This is a genomic window from Sphingomonas phyllosphaerae 5.2, from assembly GCF_000419605.1.
GTDB lineage: Bacteria > Pseudomonadota > Alphaproteobacteria > Sphingomonadales > Sphingomonadaceae > Sphingomonas > Sphingomonas phyllosphaerae_B.
The window spans coordinates 3,364,236-3,386,697 of the sequence record NZ_ATTI01000001.1; the positions used below are offsets into that span (position 1 = coordinate 3,364,236).

At 69.2% G+C, this 22,462-nt stretch carries 21 protein-coding genes and 1 riboswitch; of the genes, 14 read left to right on the forward strand and 7 right to left on the reverse strand.

Annotated elements, in window-relative coordinates; translation table 11 throughout:
* Positions 1 to 53: 53 nt before the first annotated feature.
* On the reverse strand, positions 54 to 1,718 hold the full coding sequence (locus SPHPHY_RS22585; protein ID WP_022687708.1) for a beta strand repeat-containing protein: 1,665 nt from the start codon (positions 1,716 to 1,718) through the stop codon (positions 54 to 56).
* 457 nt (positions 1,719 to 2,175) lie between these two features.
* Between SPHPHY_RS22585 and SPHPHY_RS0116050 the strand changes: the two genes are divergently transcribed.
* Together SPHPHY_RS0116050 and SPHPHY_RS0116055 are read left to right on the forward strand one after the other, a co-directional pair.
* Entirely contained in the window at positions 2,176 to 3,207 is a 1,032-nt protein-coding gene (locus tag SPHPHY_RS0116050; protein WP_022687709.1) for a helix-turn-helix transcriptional regulator, read from the forward strand.
* A gap of 11 nt (positions 3,208 to 3,218) precedes the next feature.
* The gene (locus SPHPHY_RS0116055) at positions 3,219 to 4,073 is read left to right on the forward strand and encodes a helix-turn-helix domain-containing protein (protein ID WP_081645335.1); all 855 of its coding nucleotides are present in this window, start codon (positions 3,219 to 3,221) and stop codon (positions 4,071 to 4,073) included.
* Between the two features lie 16 nt (positions 4,074 to 4,089).
* On the opposite strand, the gene SPHPHY_RS0116060 is transcribed toward SPHPHY_RS0116055, so the two are convergent.
* Positions 4,090 to 5,325 (reverse strand): NAD(P)/FAD-dependent oxidoreductase, encoded by a 1,236-nt coding sequence (locus SPHPHY_RS0116060; RefSeq protein ID WP_022687711.1) that lies wholly within the window; start codon positions 5,323 to 5,325, stop codon positions 4,090 to 4,092.
* Between the two features lie 213 nt (positions 5,326 to 5,538).
* On the opposite strand from SPHPHY_RS0116060, the gene msrB reads away from it, so the two are divergent.
* Entirely contained in the window at positions 5,539 to 5,988 is a 450-nt protein-coding gene (gene msrB, locus SPHPHY_RS0116070; protein WP_022687713.1) for a peptide-methionine (R)-S-oxide reductase MsrB, read from the forward strand.
* A 326-nt stretch (positions 5,989 to 6,314) separates the two neighbouring features.
* Here msrB and SPHPHY_RS0116075 read toward each other — a convergent pair whose 3' ends face one another.
* Positions 6,315 to 7,316: a hypothetical protein gene (locus tag SPHPHY_RS0116075; protein ID WP_156025122.1), complete on the reverse strand. Its 1,002-nt coding sequence runs from the start codon at positions 7,314 to 7,316 to the stop codon at positions 6,315 to 6,317.
* A 510-nt stretch (positions 7,317 to 7,826) separates the two neighbouring features.
* Here SPHPHY_RS0116075 and SPHPHY_RS0116080 point away from each other — a divergent pair.
* The 7 genes from SPHPHY_RS0116080 to SPHPHY_RS0116115 all read left to right on the forward strand — a co-directional run bounded on the left by SPHPHY_RS0116080 (position 7,827) and on the right by SPHPHY_RS0116115 (position 14,317).
* Positions 7,827 to 8,231 carry a hypothetical protein gene (locus SPHPHY_RS0116080; protein ID WP_022687715.1) on the forward strand — a complete coding sequence of 135 codons (405 nt, stop codon included), beginning with the start codon at positions 7,827 to 7,829 and terminating at the stop codon, positions 8,229 to 8,231.
* Between the two features lie 22 nt (positions 8,232 to 8,253).
* On the forward strand, positions 8,254 to 8,859 hold the full coding sequence (gene cobO / locus SPHPHY_RS0116085; protein WP_022687716.1) for a cob(I)yrinic acid a,c-diamide adenosyltransferase: 606 nt from the start codon (positions 8,254 to 8,256) through the stop codon (positions 8,857 to 8,859).
* Between the two features lie 304 nt (positions 8,860 to 9,163).
* A riboswitch (cobalamin riboswitch) is annotated at positions 9,164 to 9,353 on the forward strand.
* 164 nt (positions 9,354 to 9,517) lie between these two features.
* Positions 9,518 to 11,461, forward strand: coding sequence for a TonB-dependent receptor plug domain-containing protein (locus tag SPHPHY_RS0116095; protein WP_022687717.1), 1,944 nt, complete (start codon positions 9,518 to 9,520; stop codon positions 11,459 to 11,461).
* A gap of 1 nt (position 11,462) precedes the next feature.
* A complete protein-coding gene (locus SPHPHY_RS0116100) occupies positions 11,463 to 11,873 on the forward strand; it encodes a DUF1636 domain-containing protein (protein ID WP_022687718.1) in 411 nt (136 codons plus the stop codon).
* Entirely contained in the window at positions 11,870 to 12,880 is a 1,011-nt protein-coding gene (cobT, locus tag SPHPHY_RS0116105; RefSeq protein WP_022687719.1) for a nicotinate-nucleotide--dimethylbenzimidazole phosphoribosyltransferase, read from the forward strand. The genes SPHPHY_RS0116100 and cobT overlap by 4 nt, the downstream gene beginning before the upstream one ends.
* On the forward strand, positions 12,877 to 13,491 hold the full coding sequence (locus tag SPHPHY_RS0116110; RefSeq protein ID WP_022687720.1) for a histidine phosphatase family protein: 615 nt from the start codon (positions 12,877 to 12,879) through the stop codon (positions 13,489 to 13,491). The genes cobT and SPHPHY_RS0116110 overlap by 4 nt, the downstream gene beginning before the upstream one ends.
* A gap of 127 nt (positions 13,492 to 13,618) precedes the next feature.
* Positions 13,619 to 14,317 carry an adenosylcobinamide-GDP ribazoletransferase gene (locus SPHPHY_RS0116115; protein ID WP_022687721.1) on the forward strand — a complete coding sequence of 233 codons (699 nt, stop codon included), beginning with the start codon at positions 13,619 to 13,621 and terminating at the stop codon, positions 14,315 to 14,317.
* A 3-nt stretch (positions 14,318 to 14,320) separates the two neighbouring features.
* Here SPHPHY_RS0116115 and SPHPHY_RS0116120 read toward each other — a convergent pair whose 3' ends face one another.
* The 3 genes from SPHPHY_RS0116120 to SPHPHY_RS0116130 are packed head-to-tail and all read right to left on the reverse strand — an operon-like array spanning position 14,321 to position 17,710.
* The gene (locus SPHPHY_RS0116120; protein ID WP_022687722.1) at positions 14,321 to 15,766 is read right to left on the reverse strand and encodes a cobyric acid synthase; all 1,446 of its coding nucleotides are present in this window, start codon (positions 15,764 to 15,766) and stop codon (positions 14,321 to 14,323) included.
* Positions 15,754 to 16,683 (reverse strand): adenosylcobinamide-phosphate synthase CbiB, encoded by a 930-nt coding sequence (cbiB, locus tag SPHPHY_RS0116125; RefSeq protein WP_022687723.1) that lies wholly within the window; start codon positions 16,681 to 16,683, stop codon positions 15,754 to 15,756. Before cbiB ends, SPHPHY_RS0116120 begins: the two co-directional genes overlap by 13 nt.
* A complete protein-coding gene (locus SPHPHY_RS0116130; protein ID WP_022687724.1) occupies positions 16,670 to 17,710 on the reverse strand; it encodes an aminotransferase class I/II-fold pyridoxal phosphate-dependent enzyme in 1,041 nt (346 codons plus the stop codon). Before SPHPHY_RS0116130 ends, cbiB begins: the two co-directional genes overlap by 14 nt.
* A 54-nt stretch (positions 17,711 to 17,764) precedes the next feature.
* Between SPHPHY_RS0116130 and cobU the strand changes: the two genes are divergently transcribed.
* The 4 genes from cobU (at position 17,765) to mobA (ending at position 21,621) form a co-directional block, all read left to right on the forward strand.
* Complete coding sequence (gene cobU, locus SPHPHY_RS0116135) at positions 17,765 to 18,280, forward strand: bifunctional adenosylcobinamide kinase/adenosylcobinamide-phosphate guanylyltransferase (RefSeq protein ID WP_022687725.1); 516 nt, start codon at positions 17,765 to 17,767, stop codon at positions 18,278 to 18,280.
* 61 nt (positions 18,281 to 18,341) lie between these two features.
* Complete coding sequence (locus SPHPHY_RS0116140) at positions 18,342 to 19,433, forward strand: Gfo/Idh/MocA family protein (RefSeq protein WP_022687726.1); 1,092 nt, start codon at positions 18,342 to 18,344, stop codon at positions 19,431 to 19,433.
* Between the two features lie 75 nt (positions 19,434 to 19,508).
* On the forward strand, positions 19,509 to 20,822 hold the full coding sequence (purB, locus tag SPHPHY_RS0116145) for an adenylosuccinate lyase (protein WP_022687727.1): 1,314 nt from the start codon (positions 19,509 to 19,511) through the stop codon (positions 20,820 to 20,822).
* A 253-nt stretch (positions 20,823 to 21,075) separates the two neighbouring features.
* A complete protein-coding gene (mobA, locus tag SPHPHY_RS0116155) occupies positions 21,076 to 21,621 on the forward strand; it encodes a molybdenum cofactor guanylyltransferase (protein WP_022687728.1) in 546 nt (181 codons plus the stop codon).
* A 207-nt stretch (positions 21,622 to 21,828) separates the two neighbouring features.
* Here mobA and SPHPHY_RS0116165 read toward each other — a convergent pair whose 3' ends face one another.
* Entirely contained in the window at positions 21,829 to 22,419 is a 591-nt protein-coding gene (locus SPHPHY_RS0116165; protein WP_043130108.1) for an arylesterase, read from the reverse strand.
* Between the last annotated feature and the right edge of the window lie 43 nt (positions 22,420 to 22,462).

Consider the following 22,462-nt stretch of genomic DNA (forward strand, 5'->3'; position numbering starts at 1 on the left):
TCGAGGAAAAAGGAGGAGGGGCGGCATCGCCACCCCTCCCCGTCCCTCGCGTGTTACTGACCACCGCCGAGGTTGATCGCCCCGGCCGCGACGCTGACGTTCACCGCGGAATTCTGCGATGCACCGGCGCCGGTGTTCATGTTCAGCGACTGCAACCCGGCGAGGTTCTGGAACGCGCCGTCGCCCGTGGTCAGGCTGTTGTTGACCGAGGCGCTCGCACCGCCCGGGGTCTGGCTATAGTCCACCCGTACGCCGGTGACGTAGCTGGCGAGCGTCGCCGAGGAGACGACCGCACTGGCGCCGAAGACGTTCGACGTCGATGCCGCACCCGTGCCCGCCGTGGCCCAGCCATTGCTGCGCGACGAACTGTCGGCATAGCTGGCGTCGCCGTTGGTGGCGACGGAGCCGCTGCCCTCGTTGCTGGCGGTGTTGCGACGATCCGAATTGTCATTGGTCGACATGTCGCGGCTGTCCGTCGCGTCGCCGTTGTTCGCCGCGACCTGCGCGCCGCTCGCGGAGCTGGTCTGCGAGCGGTTCGAGCGGTCGGAATTGTCATTGCTCGACATGTCGCGGCTGTCCGTCGCGTCGCCATTGTTCGCCGCGACCTGCGCGCCGCTGGCCGAGCTGGTGCGCGAACGGTTGGAGTTGTCCGAATTGTCGGTGCTCGACATATCGCGGCTGTCGGTGGCGGAACCGCTGCCGTTGTTCGCCACCTGCGCGCCCGAAGCGGTGCTGGTCGACGTGTTCGTCGTGCTCGACTGGTTGCGATTGTCGCTGGCCGTGCTGCCGCCACTCGCCGCCACCTGCGCGCCGCTGGCCGAATTGTCGGTGCTGGTGTTGGTCGTCCGCGAATTGTCCGATTGGTCGCGGCTGTCGGTCGCCGATCCGCTGCCGTTCGAGGCGACCTGCGCACCCGAAGCGGACGAGGTGCTTGTGGTGTTGGTGGTCGAGCGATCCGAATTGTCGGTGTTCATCGTCGAACGATCGGCGTTGTCGTTATAGGTGTACGAACGGTCGGCATTGTCGGTGTTGGTCACCGACTGGTCGCGGTTGTCGGTGGCGCTGCTGCCGTTGTTGGCCGCCACTTGCGCGCCGCTCGCCGACGAGTTCGTCGTGTTCGTGGTGGTGGAGCGATTCGAATTGTCGGTCGTCGAACGATCGGCGCTGTCGTTGTAGGTGTACGAACGGTCGGCATTGTCGGTGTTGGTCACCGACTGGTTGCGGCTGTCGGTGGCGTTGCTGCCATTGTTGGCGGCGACCTGCGCGCCCGATGCGCTGCTGCTGTCGGTGCGGGTCTGCGAGTTATTGGAATTGTCCGTGGTCGAACGATCCGACGCGTCTGTCCACGTCGACGAAGCGGTGTTGTTGCTGTCGTTCACGGAGTTGTTCGTACGCGAATTGTTCGAATTGTCGGTCGTCGACCGGTTCGACGCGTCGGTCTGCGTGTTGGTGCTGGTCGCAGTGTTGTTGCTGTCGTTCACCGAGCTGTTCGTGCGATATTGCGCATTGTTGGAATTGTCGGTGTTGACGGCGGTGTTGGTGGAGCTGTTGCTCGAATCGGTGTTGTAGGCACCGCTCGCCACGTCGTTGCCCGCGGCGTTGCCGGTGTTGGTGTTGGTCGTCGTGTAGCTCGAGCCCGGCTCCGTGGTCTGTGCGCTCACGGGCGCGGTCCAGGCCAGGGCGGGTATCGAAGCGGCGATCAGAAGACGCGATTTCATGTCTGGCATCCCTTGTTGGCCGGTTCAGCCGGCGATTTTTCGAGCCCGGCGTTCCTGCGGACCGGACCGAATCGGAGATACCGTTAATCTTTCGTTAACTATTCCTCCCCTTCGCGGGCGACCGTTCATCCCGTTCGACAACGCCTTCCACCCCCAAACGAGGGGGTAAAAATCACTGCTATTCCGCTTGTTTCAAAATGGGATACACTGGATCGAATAGGTAAACGGCAAGTTGGCGTACAAAGAGGGGACCCGACACAGGGAATCGGGCCTCATCGTTGGGAGAGGTAGTGCATTGCTGGCAGAGAAAGATCTGCCCATGCTCTTTCGCGGAGCCGTTGCGCGCGGCGATATGTTGCCGGCGCGCGATGGAGAGAGCGTGCGGTATTCACCATTGGAGCCACAACCGTCGGCACGACGGATTGCACGGGTCACTCTCAACGACGACGGGAAGACGGTGTCTCCGCTCCCCGACGACGTCGCGCTGGTCGCCGGGCACTTCGCTCGCACCTTGGGCGCGGACGGCTGGGCACTGACCGGCACGCACGAACACGGCGCAACGCGGTGCTTCGCCGCCGATGGTCTCGACGACGCGATGTGCGCGGCGCTGCTGCAGGTCGCCGACCGGATCGAGCCCGGCTTCGGGCATCACGAGCCGGCGCCGTTGTGGTGCGATCGATTGCACGCTTCGCAGGCAGCGGCACTGGTGATCCCGGTACAGCGGATGCCCGGCCACCCCTGCACCTTCGTCAACCTCGTCCTTCACAAGCCGGATGAGGAGGCGCGCCGCGGCATCGAAAGCGCGTGCCTGCGCGAATGGCCCAGTGTCGCGGCATATTTCCGGCTCTGGCAGTCCGCGCGGGTTGCGCAGCGGCGGATCGACGGTGTCGAGGCGGGGCTGAACCTCGTCGCGATCGGCATCGTGCTGCTGTCCGGTGACGGTCACATCGTCTTCGCCAACGATACGGCGCGTCTGCTGATGGATCGGCACGACGGCATTCGCGAACATCGCGGACAGGTGCAGGCGACCGATCGCGCCGACGCCGCGGCCCTGTCGACCGCCATCGGCTACGTCCTGTCGCAGAGCGCGGCGGAAAAGACCGATCGGATGCCGCTGCTGACCCTGCGTCGCGAACAGGGCCCGCCACTCGTAACGTCGTTCGTGTGCGCGCCGCGCTCCGAGATGGCGGACGAGGACGGCGCACTGCTCTTCTTCGTCGATCCGGGGCTCGACATCCACCAGCTCGCCGAGCCGGTGTGCAAGTTGTTCCGGCTGTCACGGGTCGAAACCGAACTCGCATGCCTGCTGGCGTCCGGGCAGACGCTCGCTGCGGCCGCGGAATCCCTGCACGTCAAGTTGGGGACGGCGCGCGGCTATCTGAAGCAAGTGTTCGTGAAGACCGGCAGCAATCGCCAGGTCGATCTGGTCCGCCTGATCTTCAGCAATCTTGTCCGCACATCTGTGCACGATAATTTGCGGCATCGCTGACCTGGATCAACATGCCAGCGCATCTGCTTCGCAATCACCAACGTAACTCCGGCACAAAACAGCCTGGAGCAGGTTTATTGGAGAGACTGTCGATCACCCCGCGGCCGGAGCGGCATCCGCTCGCGTCGGGCGATGTCGTCGCCGAGCATTTCGGCGGCGTTCCGTTGCGCGCGGACGGTCGGACGATATTGCTGCCCGGCGGGCCACGCATCTACGTCCTGCACGGTGATGCCCCAGGCAGCCGGCTGGTGATCCGGCGCCGGATCTTCGCACCGCTGCCCGCCATCGGCTTCATCGGCCCCACCACCAGCGTCGCGCGTCTCGATCACGGCGGCGTGCTCCTGTCCGGCGTCCGGCTCCGCTCGACGGCGTGGGGGATGTTGTTCGATGGCGACGTGTCGCGCTACACCGACCGGGTCGTGCCGCTCGCGGCGATCGACCGCTCGTCGCCTACGGCTGTTCGCGGCCCACGGGGCGACGAAGCTGCCACCTTCGCTCCGTGGCTGGACGCGCGACTCGAAGCGGGTAACGGTCGCGACCTTCAGGCGCAGCGCATCATCGAGCTGATCGACGCCAGCCCACGTTCCACGGTGGCGGAGATCGCGGCGTCGCTGCGCCTCACGCCGCAGCGGATGTCCGCCACCTGCCTGGAGAACTTCGGCCTGCCGCCCAAGCGTCTGCTGATGCTGCGGCGCTTCGTGCGCGTGCTTCGACGTTTGCTGGCGGATCCGACCGCCACCGGGCGCGCCTTGTGGGAGGCGGGTTATGTCGACCACTCGCACTTCGCGCGGGATTGTCGCCAGTTTCTGGGATCCAGCCTCCAGGCGTTCCGCGAGCTGATCGAGCACCGCGACGATCCGGCGTGATCGCGCACGCCGCCGATCATCCCTCGGCGGCGATCTCCTTCAGCGGCCGCGACGCATCCTCCAGCGCCGCGACGGACAGCCGCGCGCCGCCCGCCACCAATGCACGGCCCTGCACATAGTCCTTCGTCGCGTTGACCGCGTCGATCGCCACCACCCGGCCGCCCCTGAGATAGACGACCGAGAAGCGACGCTCGGCGGGTATGCCGCGCACTACTGCGTGCTCGAACCCGGCCGACAGCCCGACGGTCTGCAACTTCAGGTCGTACTGGTTGGACCAGAACCACGGCACCGCGTCGTAATCCGCGCCGCGTCCGACGATGTCGCGCGCGGCGGTCGTCGCCTGGTCGTTGGCGTTCTGCACCGATTCCAGCCGGATCGTGGCGCCATCGGCGTAGCGGTTGGCATGCGCGGCACAGTCGCCGATCGCATGGACGTGCGGCAGGCTGGTGCGACAGCGCGCGTCGACGCGGACGCCGTTCCCGACTGCCGCCCCCGCCGCCTCCAGCGGCGCCACCGCCGGCACGATCCCGATCCCGACGATCACGACGTCGGCAGGCAACAACGTCCCGTTCGCCAACCGCACCCCGCCGACGCGCTCGTCGCCCTCGATGCAGGCGACCGTCGCACCCAGCATGATCCGTACGCCGCGCGCGCGATGCTCCGCCTCGTAGAAGCGCGACAGCGGTTCGCCCGCCACGCGCGCCAGCACGCGGTCGAGCGCCTCGACCAGCGTCACCGCCTTGCCGAACTTGGTCAGCGCCGCCGCTGCCTCCAGCCCGATATAGCCACCGCCGACCACCACGACGCGCTGCGCCTGCGCCAGTTCGTCGAGCAGCCGGTCGACGTCGGCGCGCGTCCGCACCGCATGTACGCCGTGCAGGTGGTGGCCGTCGCAGGTCAGCCGCCGCGGCGCACCGCCGGTCGCCCAGATCAGCTCGCCATAGCCGACCGTGCGGCCCGCATCGGTGCGCACCGCTTGCGCCGCTGCGTCCACTGCCACCACGCCCTCGCCCAGGTGCAGGTCGATGCCGCGCTCGGCCCAGAACGACGCCGGCCGGATCAGGAGGCGCTCGAACGACTTTTCACCGGCCAGATATTCCTTCGACAACGGCGGGCGCTCGTACGGCAGCTCCGGCTCGGCCGAGACGATCGCGATCGTTCCCGCGAACTTCTCCTGCCGCAGCGCGATCGCCGCCGCCGCGCCGGCATGCCCTCCTCCGACGATGAGGACGTCATAGCGTTCTGCCGTCACGGGTTACGCACCACCTTCATTCTATCGTCTGGTCGATGCCGGCGGATGCGAATGTCGCGGCCGGCCGGGCGACGCTACCGCCGCGCCGGCGCGCGATCAATTCGCGAATGGCGTGCGTGCGCCACGGTGGTCCAGCACCAGCGCCCTTGCGCGGCGAGGGGGGCCGTCACCAGATATTCCGATATTTCCGCGCCGAAGCGAAGGACCACGACCATGACCGACTATCGCAAGACCGACGATGCGCTCGCCAGGCTGACGCCGGAGCAATTCTACGTGACGCAGCAGAGCGGCACCGAGCGTCCCGGCACCGGTGCATATCTCGATAACAAGCGCGCCGGCATCTATGTCGACATCGTTTCGGGCGAGCCGCTGTTCGCCTCCGCCGACAAGTTCGAATCGCATTGCGGCTGGCCCAGCTTCACCAAGCCGATCGACGCCGCCCGGGTCGAGGAACTCCACGACGACACCCACGGCATGGTCCGCACCGAAGTGCGCTCGGCCGGTGCCGACAGCCATCTCGGCCATGTGTTCAACGACGGCCCGCGTGATCGCGGCGGGCTGCGCTATTGCATCAACTCCGCCGCGCTGCGCTTCGTGCCCCGCGAGGAGATGGAGGCGCAGGGATACGGCGCCTATCTCGACCAGGTCGAGGACGTCGCCTGACTGCACGGACCGAGGCCGATCGGACGCGTCGTAGAAGCGCCGAGGTGCAGGCAGATCACCAGCATGCCGGATCAGCGCGCCGCCCGCGACCGAGCATAGCATCGCCTCGCGCGCCCCGACGCCGCATCGCTCCGCGGTACGCGAAAGTGGGTCGCCGCCGTAGATTGCGTCCGGGAGAAGCCGGCGACGCAATGGCACCTCGTCCGACACTCCGTGGATTGCGTCGAACTGAACCCGGATGCCTGACCGATCATCGTCGATCAGGCACCCGGGCACCACCGCCGAAACGCTGGTCCGGTGGCTAGAGAGCGGGGGTGAACGCCGGATCAGCGCTTGCCGGAACCGTATCCGGTCAGGTGCGCGTTGCCGTCGTCGATCGCGAACACGAATCCGTATTCGGTGCCACCCGGACCGAAGAACCCGCCGGTCAGCTTGCCCGTCGCGCCATTGCCGGTCGTGGCCGTGCCTTGGAAGCGCGTCGTGCCGGGCGTCAGCGTGGCGGTGAAACTGATGGCATAGTTCTTGCCGGCAAAGCTGCTCGTGGTGACATTCATTTTACCGGCGAGAACGCCAGCAGCGGCGTCGAACGTGCCAGTCGAACCAGTTTCGAGCGTCGTCAGAAACTGATCACTGGTCTTGTTGATGTACAGCATCCTGACGGTCGCCCACGACTTGTAATCTCCCGACGAAAGCTCGGCAGACGAACCCGTGGGCGCACCACCGATCGCGATCAATTGCGAGGTCTCCGCTACTCCCGGCTTCTGATTGAAGTCGTACCGGGTCAGGAACGTGTACTGAGCATCCAGACGCGACGGAATGCAACCGAAGGTCAATTCCTTCGCGCCAGAGGTATACGAGATACCATCCTTGAACACGCTCGGCTCCTCACGTTCCGTTCCAGTGAACGATGCGAGCGTTGCACCGGCGCGGAGGAGGGTCACATTGCCCGACACCGCATCAAGCCGGAACGCGGAATTTGCCCCGAGATCGACGAGCGCAGTCGATGCCGACGAATGTTGATACGCACCTGTCGAATCGGCTGTTCCCTTCGCCAGCACTTCCGCCCCGAACAGGAGATTGATCGCCTGATCGCGCTTCATGTCGCAGGGTGAAACATACGACGTCGGGATCGGCGCCGGCGCCGGCGCAGGTGTCGGAGTTGGAGTTGGAGTGGGCGTAGGGGCGGGCGTCGGACTTGGCGCAGGAGCAGGCGGAGGCGTCGTCACCACCGAAACCGGCTTGCGGCCTTTCCCGCCGTCGTCGCCGCCGCAGGCCGTCGTGAGTGTGGCCAGACCGCACAAGGCGACACCCGATAACAACTTTTTCATCCTGAATTCCCCTGTTCGCAAACCGGCGCAAGCCGCCGACCTCACATCCGGATCAACCGACGATCCGCCATCCCGCAGACTTTATAGATAACAACCGCGCGTTAACCGCCCTATGCGCCGCCATATCTGACAACATCTTGCGTTCCGGCGCTTTTCCAAGCAGAGTTCCGCGACACTACACGCACTCGTTTACGCGCTATTCGGAGCCGCTGCTTTTAGAATGACCCGACGCGACATGCGAAGGCCGAGACAAAGAACACGCAGCCATACTGACTTAAAACCCTTCGCATCTTCGAGATTACTGGATCTTCCCTTCGAAGACTTGGAGTTGCTGCAAATGGCTGCCACATGCTGCGGTGGCAGCGAAATATTGCCCACCACCCGACCCGCGGAAGGACGGGTGCGAACGCGCCTTCCCGCCGCGCTTGCGCCTGCGTTGGTCCCGAGCTTGTCGAACGGCGTGTCGCCGGCCAGAAGCCGCCGACCGACATACCCCTCGAAGGATTCGACGTGACCGACCAGGACGACCGCGCCGCACGGCGTGCAGAGGATCGCGAGCGGCGCGCGCAGGAACGCGTCGCTGCCGCCGTCGCCCGCACCGAACATCGCGCCGTCGAACGGGACGCCGCCGGCCGCCGCCGCGAGGAAGCGCGCGAGGCGCGCCGGCACGAGGAGGAGCAGCGTCGCACCGCGCTTGCCACCGAACGCGACGCGCGCCCGCGCCGCCGCGCCAGCACCGGCGCGCTCTCCCGCACCGGCGAGAAACCTGTCGAGCGCGACACCCGCAACTATGCGACCGACAAGGATCCCGCGCGCATCCGCACGCTGGCGGCCCGTGGCGCGAAACCGGCGGCGCTGGCGGCGGTGTTCGGGATCAGCGTCGCCGAAGTCGAGGCGGTGCTGGCCGCGGACTGAACGCGCCGCTATCGCCGCGCGCATGACCGACGATATCGACAGCCGCCACAACGAGAAGATGCGCCGCGTACAGGCCGCGCGCCGCACGATGATGGAGAGCAAGACCGTCGAGAAGGGCTTGCTGATCGTCCACACCGGCGCGGGCAAGGGCAAGTCGACCGCCGCGTTCGGCATGGCGGTCCGCGCGATGGGGCACGGCATGAAGGTGGGCATCGTGCAATTCGTGAAGGGCGCGATGACGACCGGCGAGAAGGCGATCTTCGACGCGTTCCCGGATCTGGTCGAATTCCGCGCCATGGGGGAGGGCTTCACCTGGGACACGCAGGACCGCGCCCGCGACATCGCCGCCGCCCGCACGGCGTGGGAGGAGGTCCAGCGGATGCTCGCCGATCCCGGCATCGCGATGGTGATCGCCGACGAGCTCAACATCGTCCTGCGCTACGATTACCTGCCCACCGACGAAGTGGTCGCCGCCGCCACCGCGCGCGCGCCGATGAAGCATTTCGTCGTCACCGGCCGCAACGCCCCCGACGCGCTGATCGCCGCTGCCGACCTCGTGACCGAGATGACGCAGGTGAAGCATCCGTTTCGCAGCGGCGTGAAGGCGCAGGCCGGCGTGGAGTTCTGAGCGACCCGATCCCGGGGGTTGATCCCTTGCCGTCGCCCCACGGCTTGATCCGGGGTCCCGCTCCATCGGCGTCGGTACATCGCGGAACTCCGACCACCCGGCACCCGACACCAGGCACCAGGCACCAGGCACCAGGCACCCGGCGGAAGCGCCAACGAACGGTAGCGCCCCTCGTCATTGCGAGCGCCGCGAAGCAATCCAGAGCCGGGCCAGGACGCACTGGATCGCTTCGCCGCGCCCGCAATGACGGCCTCGGCCACCCGCCGAACCTTACCCGCGATTGACCGCCACGCCACGCGCCGCTACGGCGCGCGCCGCGACAGGTTCCCCTTCACCGGGGATCAAAAGGGAACGGGTGAACCCCGGCTGCCCCTGCAACTGTAAGCGGCGAGCCAGCGTGCCCGATGCCATTGGTCCTCCCGGGGGCTGAGAAGGCGGCACGACCCGGCGATGACCCGTGAGCCAGGAGACCTGCCTGTCGCAGTCGTCCTTCGTTCGGCCAGGGTGCGCCGATCGGACGGGAAGACCGCACGGGGCAAACCCGGCGGGCGGACCAGCGTGACGATGCCTGCCGCCGCGCGCGGTCGACGACGCGGAAGCACGCCTTTCCGCGCCGGCGATCGGCGACGGCTTCGTTGTCGTCACAAGGGTTTTCGCCATGTCGTTCCGCCTCGCCATCCTCCCGTTCCTGCTGTCGTCCACCGCTGCGCTCGCGCAGGAGGCGCCGCGCCCCGATGTCACCGCCCCCGCCCCCACCGACGACATCGTCGTCTCCGCCAACCGCGCGCCCGTCGCCGCCGATCGCGTGATCGCGTCGGTCGCCGTGCTCGACAAGGCCGATATCGATCGTACGCAGGATCTTTCGGTCGCCGACCTGCTGCTGCGCACGCCCGGCGTCTCGCTGTCGCGCAACGGCGGCTACGGCACCAGCACCTCGCTGCGCATCCGCGGCGCCGAAGCCGACCAGACCGTCGTCGTCATCGACGGGGTGAAGATCAACGATCCGTCCTCGCCCGGCGGCGGCTACAATTTCGCCAACCTGCTGATCGGCGACGCCGCGCGGATCGAGGTGCTGCGCGGGCCGCAGTCGATCCTGTGGGGCAGCCAGGCGATCGGCGGTGTGGTCAACATCGTCACCCCGCTTCCCGCCACCGCCCTCGAAGGCAGCCTCGACCTCGAAGGCGGTTCGCGTGAGACGGTCAGCGCGCGTGCCGCACTGGGCGGCAACACCGGCCCGCTCGCATGGCGGATCGGGGCGCAGACCTTCGCCACCGACGGTATCTCGGCGCTGGCGGCGGGCACCGAGCGTGACGGCTATACCAACCAGAACGTACAGGGCCGTGCGGTCCTGACGCTCGCGCCGGGTATCAGCGCCGATGTCCGCGGCTCCTATGCCGATGGCCGCAACGATTTCGACGGGTTCGGCGGCGACACCCCCGAATACGGCCTGACGCGCGAGTTCGTCGGCTATGCCGGCCTCAACATCGACCTGTTCGACGCGCGGCTGCGCAACCGCATCGGCTATGGCTATACCGACACCGACCGCGACAATTACGACCCCTCGCGCCCGTCGCAGCCGCAGACCTTCGCCGCGATCGGCCGCAACCACCGCCTCGAATATCAGGGCGCGCTCGCGATCGTGAAGGGCGTCGACGCGGTGTTCGGCGTCGAGAACGAGGTCAGCCGCTTCACCACCGCCTCGTCGGACTTCTCGCCGCCCTACACGCTCGCCGATCCCGGCACCGGCCGCGCCGAGCTGACCAGCGTCTATGGCCAGCTCAACCTGTCGCCGGTCGACGGGCTGACGCTCAACGGCGGGGTGCGGCACGACGACCACAGCCGCTTCGGTCGTCAGACGCTGTTCGCAGGCGGCGCAAGCTGGACGCTGCCGACCGGCACCGTGCTGCGCGCCAGCTATAGCGAGGGCTTCAAGGCGCCGACGCTTTACCAGCTCTTCTCCGAATACGGGAACCAGGCGCTCGCCCCCGAACAGGCGAAGGGTTGGGAGGCCGGCGCCGAGCAACGCTTCATGGACGGCCGCTTCGCGATCGGCGGTACTTATTTCGAGCGGCGGACCCGCGACCAGATCATCTTCAGCAGCTGCGATGTCGGCGCCACCGACCCGCTCTGCTTCGTCCCCGGCTCCACCACCGCGCAGCGCTTCGGCTATTACCAGAACGTCGCTCGCGCCTTCGCGCGCGGGGTCGAAGCGGTCGGCCGTGCACAGCTCGGGCGTCACCTCGGCATCGACGGCAATTACAGCTGGACGCTGTCGGAGGACCGCTCGCCGGGCAGCACGCTCGGCAACTGGCTGCCACGCCGCCCACGCGATACCGCCAACCTGTCGGCGACCTACACGTTCGCCGAGGCCGGCTCGCTCGGCGTCGCGGCGCGCTGGGCCGGCTCGTCGTTCGACGATGCCGCCAACCGCACACGCCTCGACGGCTATACGCTGGTCGATCTGCGCGGCGAATTGCCGCTGTCGGCCACTGTCCGGCTGTTCGCGCGCGTCGAGAACCTGTTCGACGAACGCTACGAGACGATCGCGCGCTACGGCACGCTCGGCCGCAGCGTATACGCCGGCCTGCGCGGACGCTTCTGAGGTGGCGCTGGTTCCCGTCGCCGATGGCCCCGCAGTGGTCGCCTGCAGCAGCTGCCGCCTCTCCGCCGCCGCGCGCGAGGGCGCGGACGGGCGACGCGGCGGCGCGCTGCTCGCCGAGGCACTGCGCAATGTGCAGGCCAACGATCCGGCGTTCGCGGGCATTTCGGTCCAGGAAATGCCGTGCCTGTTCGCGTGCGACCGCCATTGCACGGTCCACCTGCGCGCACCCGGCAAGATCGGCTATGTGCTGGGCGACTTCACCCCCGACCAGGACGCCGCGACCGGGATCATGACCTTCATGCGCCATTATGCCGCCAGCGAGACCGGGCAGGTCGCCTACTCCCTGTGGCCTGCCGCGGTGAAGGGCCATTTCATCGTCCGCGTGCCGCCGCCCGGGCAGGTCGTCGGGTGACGCGCTTCACCACCGTCGCCGATTTCGACGCCGCGCTCGCCGACCTGCCTGCCGCCGACGCCGAAGCGCGCGCGGCGGCGGCGGCCCGCCAGGCGCGCCTCACCAAGCCGGCGGGTTCGCTCGGCCGACTCGAGGAGATCGCGTTGTTCATGGCCGAATGGCAGCGGAGCGATCGTCCGCGTATCGAGGACGGTCGCGTGCTGATCTTCGCGGGCAACCACGGCGTCGCGGCGCGCGGCACCAGTGCGTTTCCGCCGTCCGTCACCGCGCAGATGGTCGCCAACTTCCGCGCCGGCGGCGCAGCGATCAACGCGCTCGCCGCCGTCGCCGGCCTGTCGCTGACCGTCGTTCCGCTCGCGCTCGACCTCCCCACTGCCGACATCACGCACGCGCCGGCGATGACGCAGGCCGAATGCCTCGATGCGCTCGACGCCGGTGCGGCCGCGGTCACCGCCGGGCTCGACCTGCTCGTCCCCGGCGACATGGGGATCGGCAACACCACCCCCGCCGCGGCGCTGTGCGCGGCCAGCTTCGGCGGCACCGCGCGCGACTGGGTCGGCCCCGGCACCGGCGTCACGGGCGCCGCGCTCGCCGCCAAGGTCGCTGCGGTCGATGCCGCGCTGGCGCATCACGCCGCGGCGACCACGCCGTTCGAGCGTCTGCGCCGGCTCGGCGGTCGTGAGATCGCCGCCATCGCCGGCGCGATCCTCGCCGCCCGTCACGCGCGCGTGCCCGTGCTGCTCGACGGCTTCATCGTCGGCGCCGCGCTCGCCCCGCTCGCCGTCGCGCAGCCCGCGATCGTTGCGCATTGCCTCGCCGGCCACGTCTCCGCCGAGCCGGGCCATGCGCGCCTGCTCGCCCGGCTCGGCCTCGCCCCACTGCTCGCGCTCGACATGCGGCTTGGCGAAGCAAGCGGCGCTGCCGTGGCCGCGACCGTGGTCCGCGCCGCGCTCGCCGCGCACGACGGGATGGCGACCTTCGACCAGGCCGGGGTCTCGGAGGCGTGATCACCTCGCGTATCGTCCACCTGCTGCGGCATGGCACGACGGTACGCCCCGGCCGCTGGCTCGGCCACGCCGACATAGCCGTGAGCCCGCACGGCATCGAAGAGTGCGTGCGCGCCACCGCCACGGTCGCTTTCACGCACATCGTCAGCTCGGACCTTTCCCGCGCCCGGCATTGCGCCGAGGCGATCGCCCGGTCGCGCGCCGCCGCACCGGTCGTCGGACACGCCCCACCCGCCAGCGCCGCCGCTCCGCAAGCGCTGACGAACCACCCCGATCCGCGCTGGCGCGAGCTCGACTTCGGTGACTGGGACGACACCGATCCCGCCACGCTCGACGCTGCAACGCTCGCGGCGTTCTGGCGCGATCCCGATGCGAACCCGCCTCCGAACGGTGAACGCTGGTCGGCGCTGGTCGCCCGCGTCGCCGCCGCCCTCGCCGACGCCGAGGGTGATACCTTGATCGTCACCCATGGCGGCGCGATCCGTGCCGCACTGGCGGCGGCGTGTGGCTTCGACGCGCGGCAGGTCTGGGCGTTCGACCTCCCGTGCGCCGCGCTGCTGACGCTCCGCCTGTGGCCGGACGCCGCGCAGATCGCGCGGCTGCGCGCATGACGCGTCGACGCCCCGTCGTGAGAGCGCGCGCGGCCGACACGACCGGGCGCCACGCTCCGCCGGCCGCCCCGGCCCGGTCGCACCTCATGCGCGCACCGGCACCGCTCGCCCGCACAGGCCGGTCCGCATGACGCGGCTGTGGCTCGCCTTCGCGTTCCTCACGCGTCTGCCGGTCCCGCGCACCACCGGCACGCCGGAGGATTTCGCCGCCGCGATCCGTTGCTACCCCGTCGTCGGCCTCGCGATCGGCGCGCTCGTCACCGCCGCCGCCACGCTCGGCACGCGCCACGATCCGTGGGTGTCCGCCCTCGCCACGCTCGTCGCGTGGGTGGCCGTCACCGGCGCGCTCCACCTCGACGGGCTCGGCGATGTCGCGGACGGCGTCGGCGCGGCGCACGGCGACCGTACGCGCCTGCTGGCCGTGATGCGCGACCCGCACGTCGGCAGCTTCGCGACCGTTGCGATCACGCTGCAATTGCTTGCCAAGCTGGTGCTGCTCCACGCCCTCACCGGCGACCTCCGCATCGCGTTCGTCCCGTTCGCCGCGCGCATCGCGCCGCTGTGCTGGGCGCGCTGGATCGCCCCGCTCGGCCACGGACTCGGCGCGCAGGTCGCCGCGGCCGCCCGCCCGCGCGATATCGCCGGCTGGGCCGCGCTGCTCGCCGCCGCGTGCGTCGTCGCACCCGCACTGCTCGCAACGCCGCTGCTGGTCCTCGGCTACGCCGTCTGGTGCCGCTATCGCCTGGGCGGCATCAACGGCGACGCGCACGGCGCCGGGATCGAGCTGGTCGAGACCGGCCTGCTCGTCGCGTTCCTCTGCGCCTGACGCTTACCCGCGCGCCACCGCCAGCAAGCCGTCCAGATCGAGGTGCCGCTCCAGCGCCGCGGCGATCTCGTCCAGCGCGGCCTCGACAGACGCGGCATGATCCGGCCCGTCGCCCGCACCCGCCAGCCACGCCGCGCGCTGCTCCGCCAGCCCGAACAGCCCGTGGACATAGGTCCCCGCCACCAGCCCGTCGGCGCTCGTCGCCCCGTCGCGCCGTCCGTCGTCGAACACCGCCACCGCACGCGCCGTGTCCGCGCCGGTCGTCTCGCCGAGGTGCATCTCATACCCCGCGAAGCGCGCGCCCCGCGCCGCGCCGCGCACCTGCCGCAGCGCCTTGTCGCCGCCCAGCACGGTATCGACCGCCAGCAGCCCGAGCCCCGCGACGCTTCCCGCCGGCCCCTCCAGCCCCAGCGGATCGGCCACCGTGTGCCCCAGCATCTGATAGCCCCCGCACAGCCCCAGCACCGCACCGCCGCGCCGCCGGTGCGCTAACAGGTCGATGTCCCAGCCCTGCGCACGAAAGAACGCCAGGTCGGCGATCGTCGCCTTCGATCCCGGCAGCACGACCAGCGCCGCCGCCGCCGGCAACGGCGCGCCCGGGGGGATCATCGCCACTTCCACGCGCGGGTCGAGCCGCAGCGGATCGAGGTCGTCGAAATTGGCGATGTGCCGCGTCACCGGGCACGCGACCAGCAGGCGTCCGCCCGCGGTGACGGCGCGCGTCCGTTCCAGCACCACTGCATCCTCGCTCGGCAGGCGAGCCGCGGCGGGCAGCCACGGCACCACGCCGAAGCCGCGCCAGCCGGTCCGCCCGGCGATGGCGCGGTAACCGTCCTCGAACAGCGCCGGATCGCCGCGAAAGCGGTTCACGACGAACCCGTGGATCATCGCCGCATCCTCGGCGTCCAGCACCGCGCGCGTGCCGACCAGCGACGCGATCACCCCGCCGCGATCGATATCGCCGACCAGCACCACCGGCACCCCCGCCGCGCGTGCGAAGCCCATGTTGGCGATGTCGCCCGCGCGCAGGTTGATCTCGGCCGGCGACCCCGCACCTTCGACCAGCACCAGATCGGCCTGCGCCTGCAAGCTCCGAAAGCTGTCCAGCACTTCGCCCAGCAGGCCCTCGCGCCCCTCACGCCACCGGTTCGCCGGCAACTTGCCGCGCATCCGGCCGCGCACGATCAGCTGCGAGGTGCGGTCGCCTTCCGGCTTCAGCAGCACCGGGTTCATGTCGACATGCGGCGCAACCCGCGCGGCGATCGCCTGCGTCGCCTGCGCACGCCCGATCTCGCCGCCCTCGGCGGTGACCGCGGCGTTGGTCGACATGTTCTGCGGCTTGAACGGCCGGACGGCCATCCCGCGATTGGCGTAGGCGCGGCACAGCCCCGCGACCAATACCGACTTGCCGACATCCGAGCCGGTCCCCTGCAACATCAGCGCAGCCATGCGACCCCTCCCGCCACGATCCACAGCAATACGCATGCGCGGACGAACACGCCCAGCGCCCGGCGAAGGTCACGCGCCGTCACTGCCGCGCGCCCGTCGCCGATCCACTCCTTGGCGGACGCGACGCCGTCATAGACGACCGGCCCGGCCAGCTTCAGCCCCAGCGCACCCGCCATCGCCGCCTCGGTCCAGCCGGCGTTCGGGGAGGCATGCCGCCGCGCATCGCGCCACATTACCCGCCAGCCGCCGCCGCCCGCCAGGCAGATCAGCACCGCGCCGATCCGCGCGGGTATCCAGTTCGCGACATCGTCGATCCGCGCCGCCGCCCAGCCGAACAGCCGCCATCGCTCCTCGCGATGCCCGATCAGGCTGTCGGCGGTGTTGATCGCCTTATACGCCCACACGCCCGGCAACCCTCCGACCAGCAACCAGAAAAGCGGCGCGACCACGCCGTCGCAAAAGCTTTCCGCCAGGCTTTCGACCGCCGCACGACCGACCGCCGCCTCGTCCAGCACGGCGGTATCGCGCCCGACGATCATCCCCACGGCAACCCGCGCCGCCGCCAGCTCGTCACGCTCCAGCGCGTCCGCCACCGGGCGGACGTGATCGTACAGGCTGCGCTGCGCCAGCGCCGGCCACGCCAGCACCGCCACCCCCGCCCAGCCGAGCCCCAGCGCGCGCACCACCGATTCCGCAAGCGCCGCCAGCCCGCCGGCGATCCCCACCACCAGCAGGACCGTCATCGCCCCCAGCAGCCGCCGCGCCCGCCCCGCCCGGTTCCAGCGCCCCTCGCACCACCCGATCGCCCGTGCGATGCCGCCGACCGGATGCCCGACGCGCGCATAAAGCCAAGCGGGCCACCCGACAGCCGCCTCGATCGCCAGCGCCGCCAGCGCAACCGGCTCAGCCACCCGCATGCTCCGGGAAGCATGCCAGCGCCGCCGCCAGCCGTGCCGCATCCGCTCCCGGCAGCCCCAACCGCAAGCGCCGCGGGTCGTCGTCGAACGGCCGCGTCAGGATCCCCGCGGCCGCCAGATGCGCGAACAGCGCCGGGGCACGATCGTCCTCGACCGTCCGGAACAACGGGCAGCTCCCGGTCGCGATCACCCCATGTGCCGCCAGCAACGCGTCCAGCGCGGCCCCCTCCGCCGCCAATTGCACGCGCATCGCTCCGGCCCATCCGGCATCGCGATACGCCGCCGCGCCATAGCCCAGCGCGGTCGCCGACACCGGCCAGCTTCCCAGCCAGCCGGCGATCCCGGCGACGACCTCCGGCATGCCGCCGACGAACCCCAGCCGCACCCCGGCCAGTCCGTAGAACTTTCCGAACGACCGCAGCACCACCACCCGGTCACTCGCCTGGATCAACGGCAACACGCTCGCGCCCGCCACTGCATCGGCGAACGCCTCATCGACCACCAGCATGCCGTTTTGCGCCCCCAGCCGTCGCGCGATGCGCAACAGCTCGGCCGGCGCGAACAGCCGTCCGTCCGGATTGTTGGGGTTGGCCAGCAACATCGTCCCGCCGCGTCCCGCGGCTTCCTCGACCATCCCGGCGAGGATCGGCTCCGCACCCGGCAGCGCGTCGCGATGCGTGCGATAACAGGGCGTCACGACCTGCCACGGCCGCGGCAGGTCCAGCGTGGCGAGCAACCGCAATCCCGGCTCGCTTCCCGGCACCGCCGCCAGCGCGCCCGCAAACCCGAACGCCGCGCCCGCCGCCGCGCACAATTCCGCCGCCGCGTCCGCGGCGGGAAGCCGCCGCTGGTCGATCTCCAGCGGCGCGGCCGGTTGCCAGGCGTGCGGATTGATCCCGGTCGACAGGTCCAGCCACGGCCGCGGTGCGGCGGGGAACAGGCGCGCCGCCTCCTCCAGGCGACCCCCATGGAAGGTCAGGTCGCGCAACGTGTGACGGGCCTCGACTTGGCGGACGGCGCCCTCCATCAGCGTTCACGGGACCGCAGGCAAGGGGCAAAAGCGGCCGGGGGGCAAAAGCGCATGGACGACCACGCATGGCGCACGCGGCTGGTGTTGGGCGGGGCGCGCTCGGGCAAGAGCCGCCATGCGCAGGCGCTGGCGGAGGCATGCTCCGGCCCCCGCGCCTTCATCGCCACGGCGCAGGCGTTCGACGCCGAGATGGTCGAGCGAATCGCGCGGCATCGCGCGGACCGCGATGCGGATTGGCGCACGATCGAAGCACCGCTCGCCCTGCCGGAAGCGATCGCCATGGCCGACACCGCAGTGATCCTGGTCGACTGCCTGACCTTATGGGCCTCCAACCTGTTGCTCGGCGACGCCGATGCGGATGAGGCGACCGCCGCGCTGCTCGCCGCGCTGGTTGCCACGCCGGCGCGCGTGATGCTGGTGTCGAACGAGGTCGGCTGGGGGATCGTCCCGGACAATGCGCTCGCCCGGCGCTTCCGCGACGTGGCGGGACGCATCAACCAACGCGTCGCCGCGGCGGTCGATCGCGTCGATCTGGTCGTCGCTGGTCTGGCTATGCGATTGAAATAACCGGCATTGACTTCACTGCGCCGCACCCGCAGCCTCGTGGACACATATAAGGGAGGTGAGGATGGAGATCGGACGCCGCACGCTTATCGCGGCCGCGCCGCTGCTTGCGGCCGGCAGTGCCTGCGCACAAGGGCCGCAGCGCAAGCTCGGTTACGCGATCGTCGGGCTCGGCGGCTACGGCCTCGGGCGAATCATTCCCGAGTTCAGGAATTGCACGCACAGCCGGCTGGCGGCAGTCGTCAGCGGCGACCCGGCCAAGGCGAAGAAGGTCGCGGCCGAACATGGCCTGTCCGAGAAAGCGATCTATTCCTACGCCAGTTTCGACAGCATCCGCGACAATCCCGATATCGACATCGTCTATGTCTGCCTGCCCAATTCCATGCATGCCGAATATACGATCCGTGCTGCGAAGGCCGGCAAGCACGTGATGTGCGAGAAGCCGATGGCGATCTCGGTCGCCGAATGCGAGGCGATGATCGCTGCGTGCAAGGCGGCAAATCGCAAGCTGATGATCGGCTATCGCTGCCATTTCGAGGCTACCAACATCGCCGCGATGCGGCTGGCGAAACAGCCCGACACCGGCAAGATCCGTTACGTCCGCTCCGAACACGGCTTCACGGCCGGCGATCCCAATGCGTGGCGGCTGAAGTGCGCGATGGCCGGCGGTGGCTCGTTGATGGACATGGGCGTCTACAGCCTGCAGGCGGCGCGCTACATGACCGGCGAGGAACCGATCGCGGTCACCGCGCGCGAGTCGACCGACCGCAACGATCCGCGGTTTCGCGAGGTCGAGGACATGATCGAGTGGACGCTGGAATTTCCCTCCGGCGCGCTCGCCGGATGCCAGTCGATGTACTCGGCCAACCAGAACCGCATCCTGCTGATGGGCAGCAAGGGGCGCGTCGAGCTGGAACCGGCGACGCGTTACGACGGTAACCGGCTGTGGACCGGCCGCGACGGGCGCGAGCAGGAAGTGACCCCGCCGCCCGGCCCGGGCAAGACGCAGTTCGCGGGACAACTCGACCACCTCTCGCAATGCGTGATCGACGGGCGCACTCCGATCGTGTCGGGGGAGGAAGGATTGCGCGATCTGCGGATCGTCGAGGCGATCTATCGCTCGGCGCGCGAGGGGAAGACCATCCGGCTGGCGTAGTCCCCGCCCGCATTTGCCCGCCCGTCCCCACGCTGCTACCCGCGCGGCAACTCCCTATTGCCAAGGACCGCGCGCATGATCCCCCGCTATTCCCGCCCCGACATGGCCGCGATCTGGGAGCCGGAGGCGCGCTATCGCATCTGGTTCGAGATCGAGGCGCATGCAACCGACGCGCTCGCCGAGTTGGGCGTGGTGCCCGCGAGCGCGGCCGAGGCGCTGTGGCGCTGGTGGGCGACCAACCCGCGCATCGACGTCGCCGCGATCGACGCCATCGAGGCGGTCACCAAGCATGACGTCATCGCCTTCCTGACGTGGGTGGCCGAACAGGTCGGCGACGAGGCGCGCTTCATGCACCAGGGGATGACGTCGTCGGACGTGCTCGACACCACCTTGTCGGTGCAGCTCGCGCGTGCGTCGGACATCCTGCTCGCCGATCTCGATCGCCTGCTGGAGGTGCTGGAGCGGCGCGCGAAGGAACACAGGCTGACCCCGACGATCGGCCGCAGCCACGGCATCCATGCCGAGCCGGTCACCTTCGGCCTCAAGCTGGCGCAGGCGCATGCCGAGTTCCGCCGCAACCGCGCGCGCCTCGCGATGGCGCGCGAGGACATCGCCACCTGCGCGATCTCCGGGGCGGTCGGCACGTTCGCCAATATCGATCCGCGCGTCGAGGCGCATGTCGCGGCCAGGCTCGGCCTCGCGATCGAGCCGGTGTCGACGCAGGTGATCCCGCGCGACCGCCACGCGATGTTCTTCGCGACGCTGGGCGTCATCGCGAGCTCGGTCGAGCGGCTCGCCACCGAGGTGCGCCACCTGCAACGCACCGAAGTGCTGGAGGCGGAGGAGTATTTTTCGCCGGGGCAGAAGGGTTCGTCGGCGATGCCGCACAAGCGCAATCCGGTGCTGACCGAGAACCTCACCGGACTGGCGCGAATGGTGCGCGGTTATGTCACCCCGGCGCTCGAAAACGTCGCGTTGTGGCACGAACGCGACATCAGCCACTCCTCTGTGGAGCGTTATATTGGACCGGACGCGACGATCACGCTCGATTTCGCGCTGGCCCGCCTGACCGGCGTGGTCGACAAATTGCTGGTTTATCCGGAGCGTATGCAGAAGAATCTCGACCGGATGGGCGGGCTCGTCCACTCGCAACGCGTGCTGCTGGCCCTAACCCAAGCCGGCCTCACCCGCGAGGACGCCTACCGCCTCGTCCAGCGTAACGCGATGAAAGTATGGGAGTCCGACGGCACGCTCTCGCTTCAGGAATTGCTGAAGGCCGACCCGGAAGTCGCCAACGCACTGTCCGCGACCGAGATCGACGAGAAGTTCGACCTCGCCTACCATTATCGGCACGTCGACACGATCTTCGACCGTGTGTTCGGCGTATGACAGTTTAATTGCAAAAGCTGCAACCACGATTGTCTTGTTCGATTATTGCGCAATCGAGCAATAAATATCACATGCCTCCGTGCCGGTGTAACCCGGCAAACGGAGACTATCCCCATGCGCATGTTCGAAACCGCCGCCAGCACCGCGCTGGCTCTGGCGGCTCAGGCGCTGGTGGTCGGTATCGTGTTCACCACGCTCTGACCCATCGGCACACCGCCCCTCTGACGAGGGGCGGCTCGCCCTTCTCCCGGCCATGAACATCCTGGGTGCGGTCCTCGCCGGCGGTCAGTCGACGCGCTTCGGCAGCGACAAGGCGCTGGCGCTGCTCGATGGCACCGCGTTGCTCGACCATGCGCTCGCCAGCCTGCAGCCGCATTGCGCGACGCTGGTGGTTGTCGGTCACCCTCACGCGGCGGTGCCGACGATTCCCGACCTGCCGGTGTCCGGGCTCGGTCCGCTCGGCGGTATCGCCGGGGCACTTGCCTACGCGGCCGATCTCGGCTTCGACGCGGTTCTCACGACCGCCTGCGATACGCCTGAACTGCCCGCCGCGCTCGTCGCCACCTTGATCGCAGAAGCACCAGCTTATGCTGCTGAGGCACCGACGGTAGCGTTGTGGCCCGTGCACCTCGCCATGCCGCTGCTGACACATCTGCTCGGAAATGGCCCGCGCGCGATTCGGCACTGGGCCGACGCAATCGGCGCGCGGTCTATCATGCCGGGAATGGCACTTACCAACATCAACACCCCGGGCGACCTCGCCACCCTAACGCGCGAACCGCCGTCGCGTCGGGCGTAGCGGATCGCTCCACGACCGCTACGCCCGCGAAGCCGATGAGGCGTTATTGGTAGCCGCCCTCTTCCTCACGCTCATGCGCGGCTTCTTCCTGCGCCTCTTCCATCGCCTCGGCCTGATCGTCGTCGGTCTCGCGCTTGTCGGGATCGGTCATCATGATCGCGTCTCCTTGGACGCCATCAACCCGCGACCACGCCGCACGATCCGTCGTCAGCGCAACGCGCGACGCACCGCCGGCGCGATCCGTCGCACGACGATCGCGACCCCGCGCGGGTTCGGATGCAGGCCATCGGCCTGGAACAGCCCGCGCTGCCCCGCGACGCCTTCGAGGAAGAACGGGTACAGCGCCGCGCCGTGCTTGCGCGCCAGTGCCGGGTACATGCCCTCGAACGCCCGCGCATAATCGCTGCCCATGTTCGGCGCGGCGCGCATCCCCGCCAGCAACACCGGAATCTTGCGTGCCCGCAATTCGGCGAGGATGCGGTCCAGATTCGCCCGCGCCTGCTCCACCGGCAACCCACGAAGCATGTCGTTCGCGCCCAGCTCGACAATCACCAGGTCGGGGACAGCCTTCAAACCGCGCAATCCCCAGCGCAGCCGCGCGCGTCCCTGCGCCGCTGTATCGCCCGCGACGCCGCCGTTGCGTACCGTTGCCGCCAAGCCTTGCCGCCGCAATTCGGCCTGCAATTGCACGGGAAATCCTTGTGCTGGCGCCAGTCCGTATCCCGCCGTCAAACTGTCGCCGAACGCCCATATCAACGGCGCACGCGGCGCGGCCGTCGCGGGCCAGGCCAGCAGCATCAGCAGGATCGGATGGACAAGCCACCACCACCCTCCGTATCGA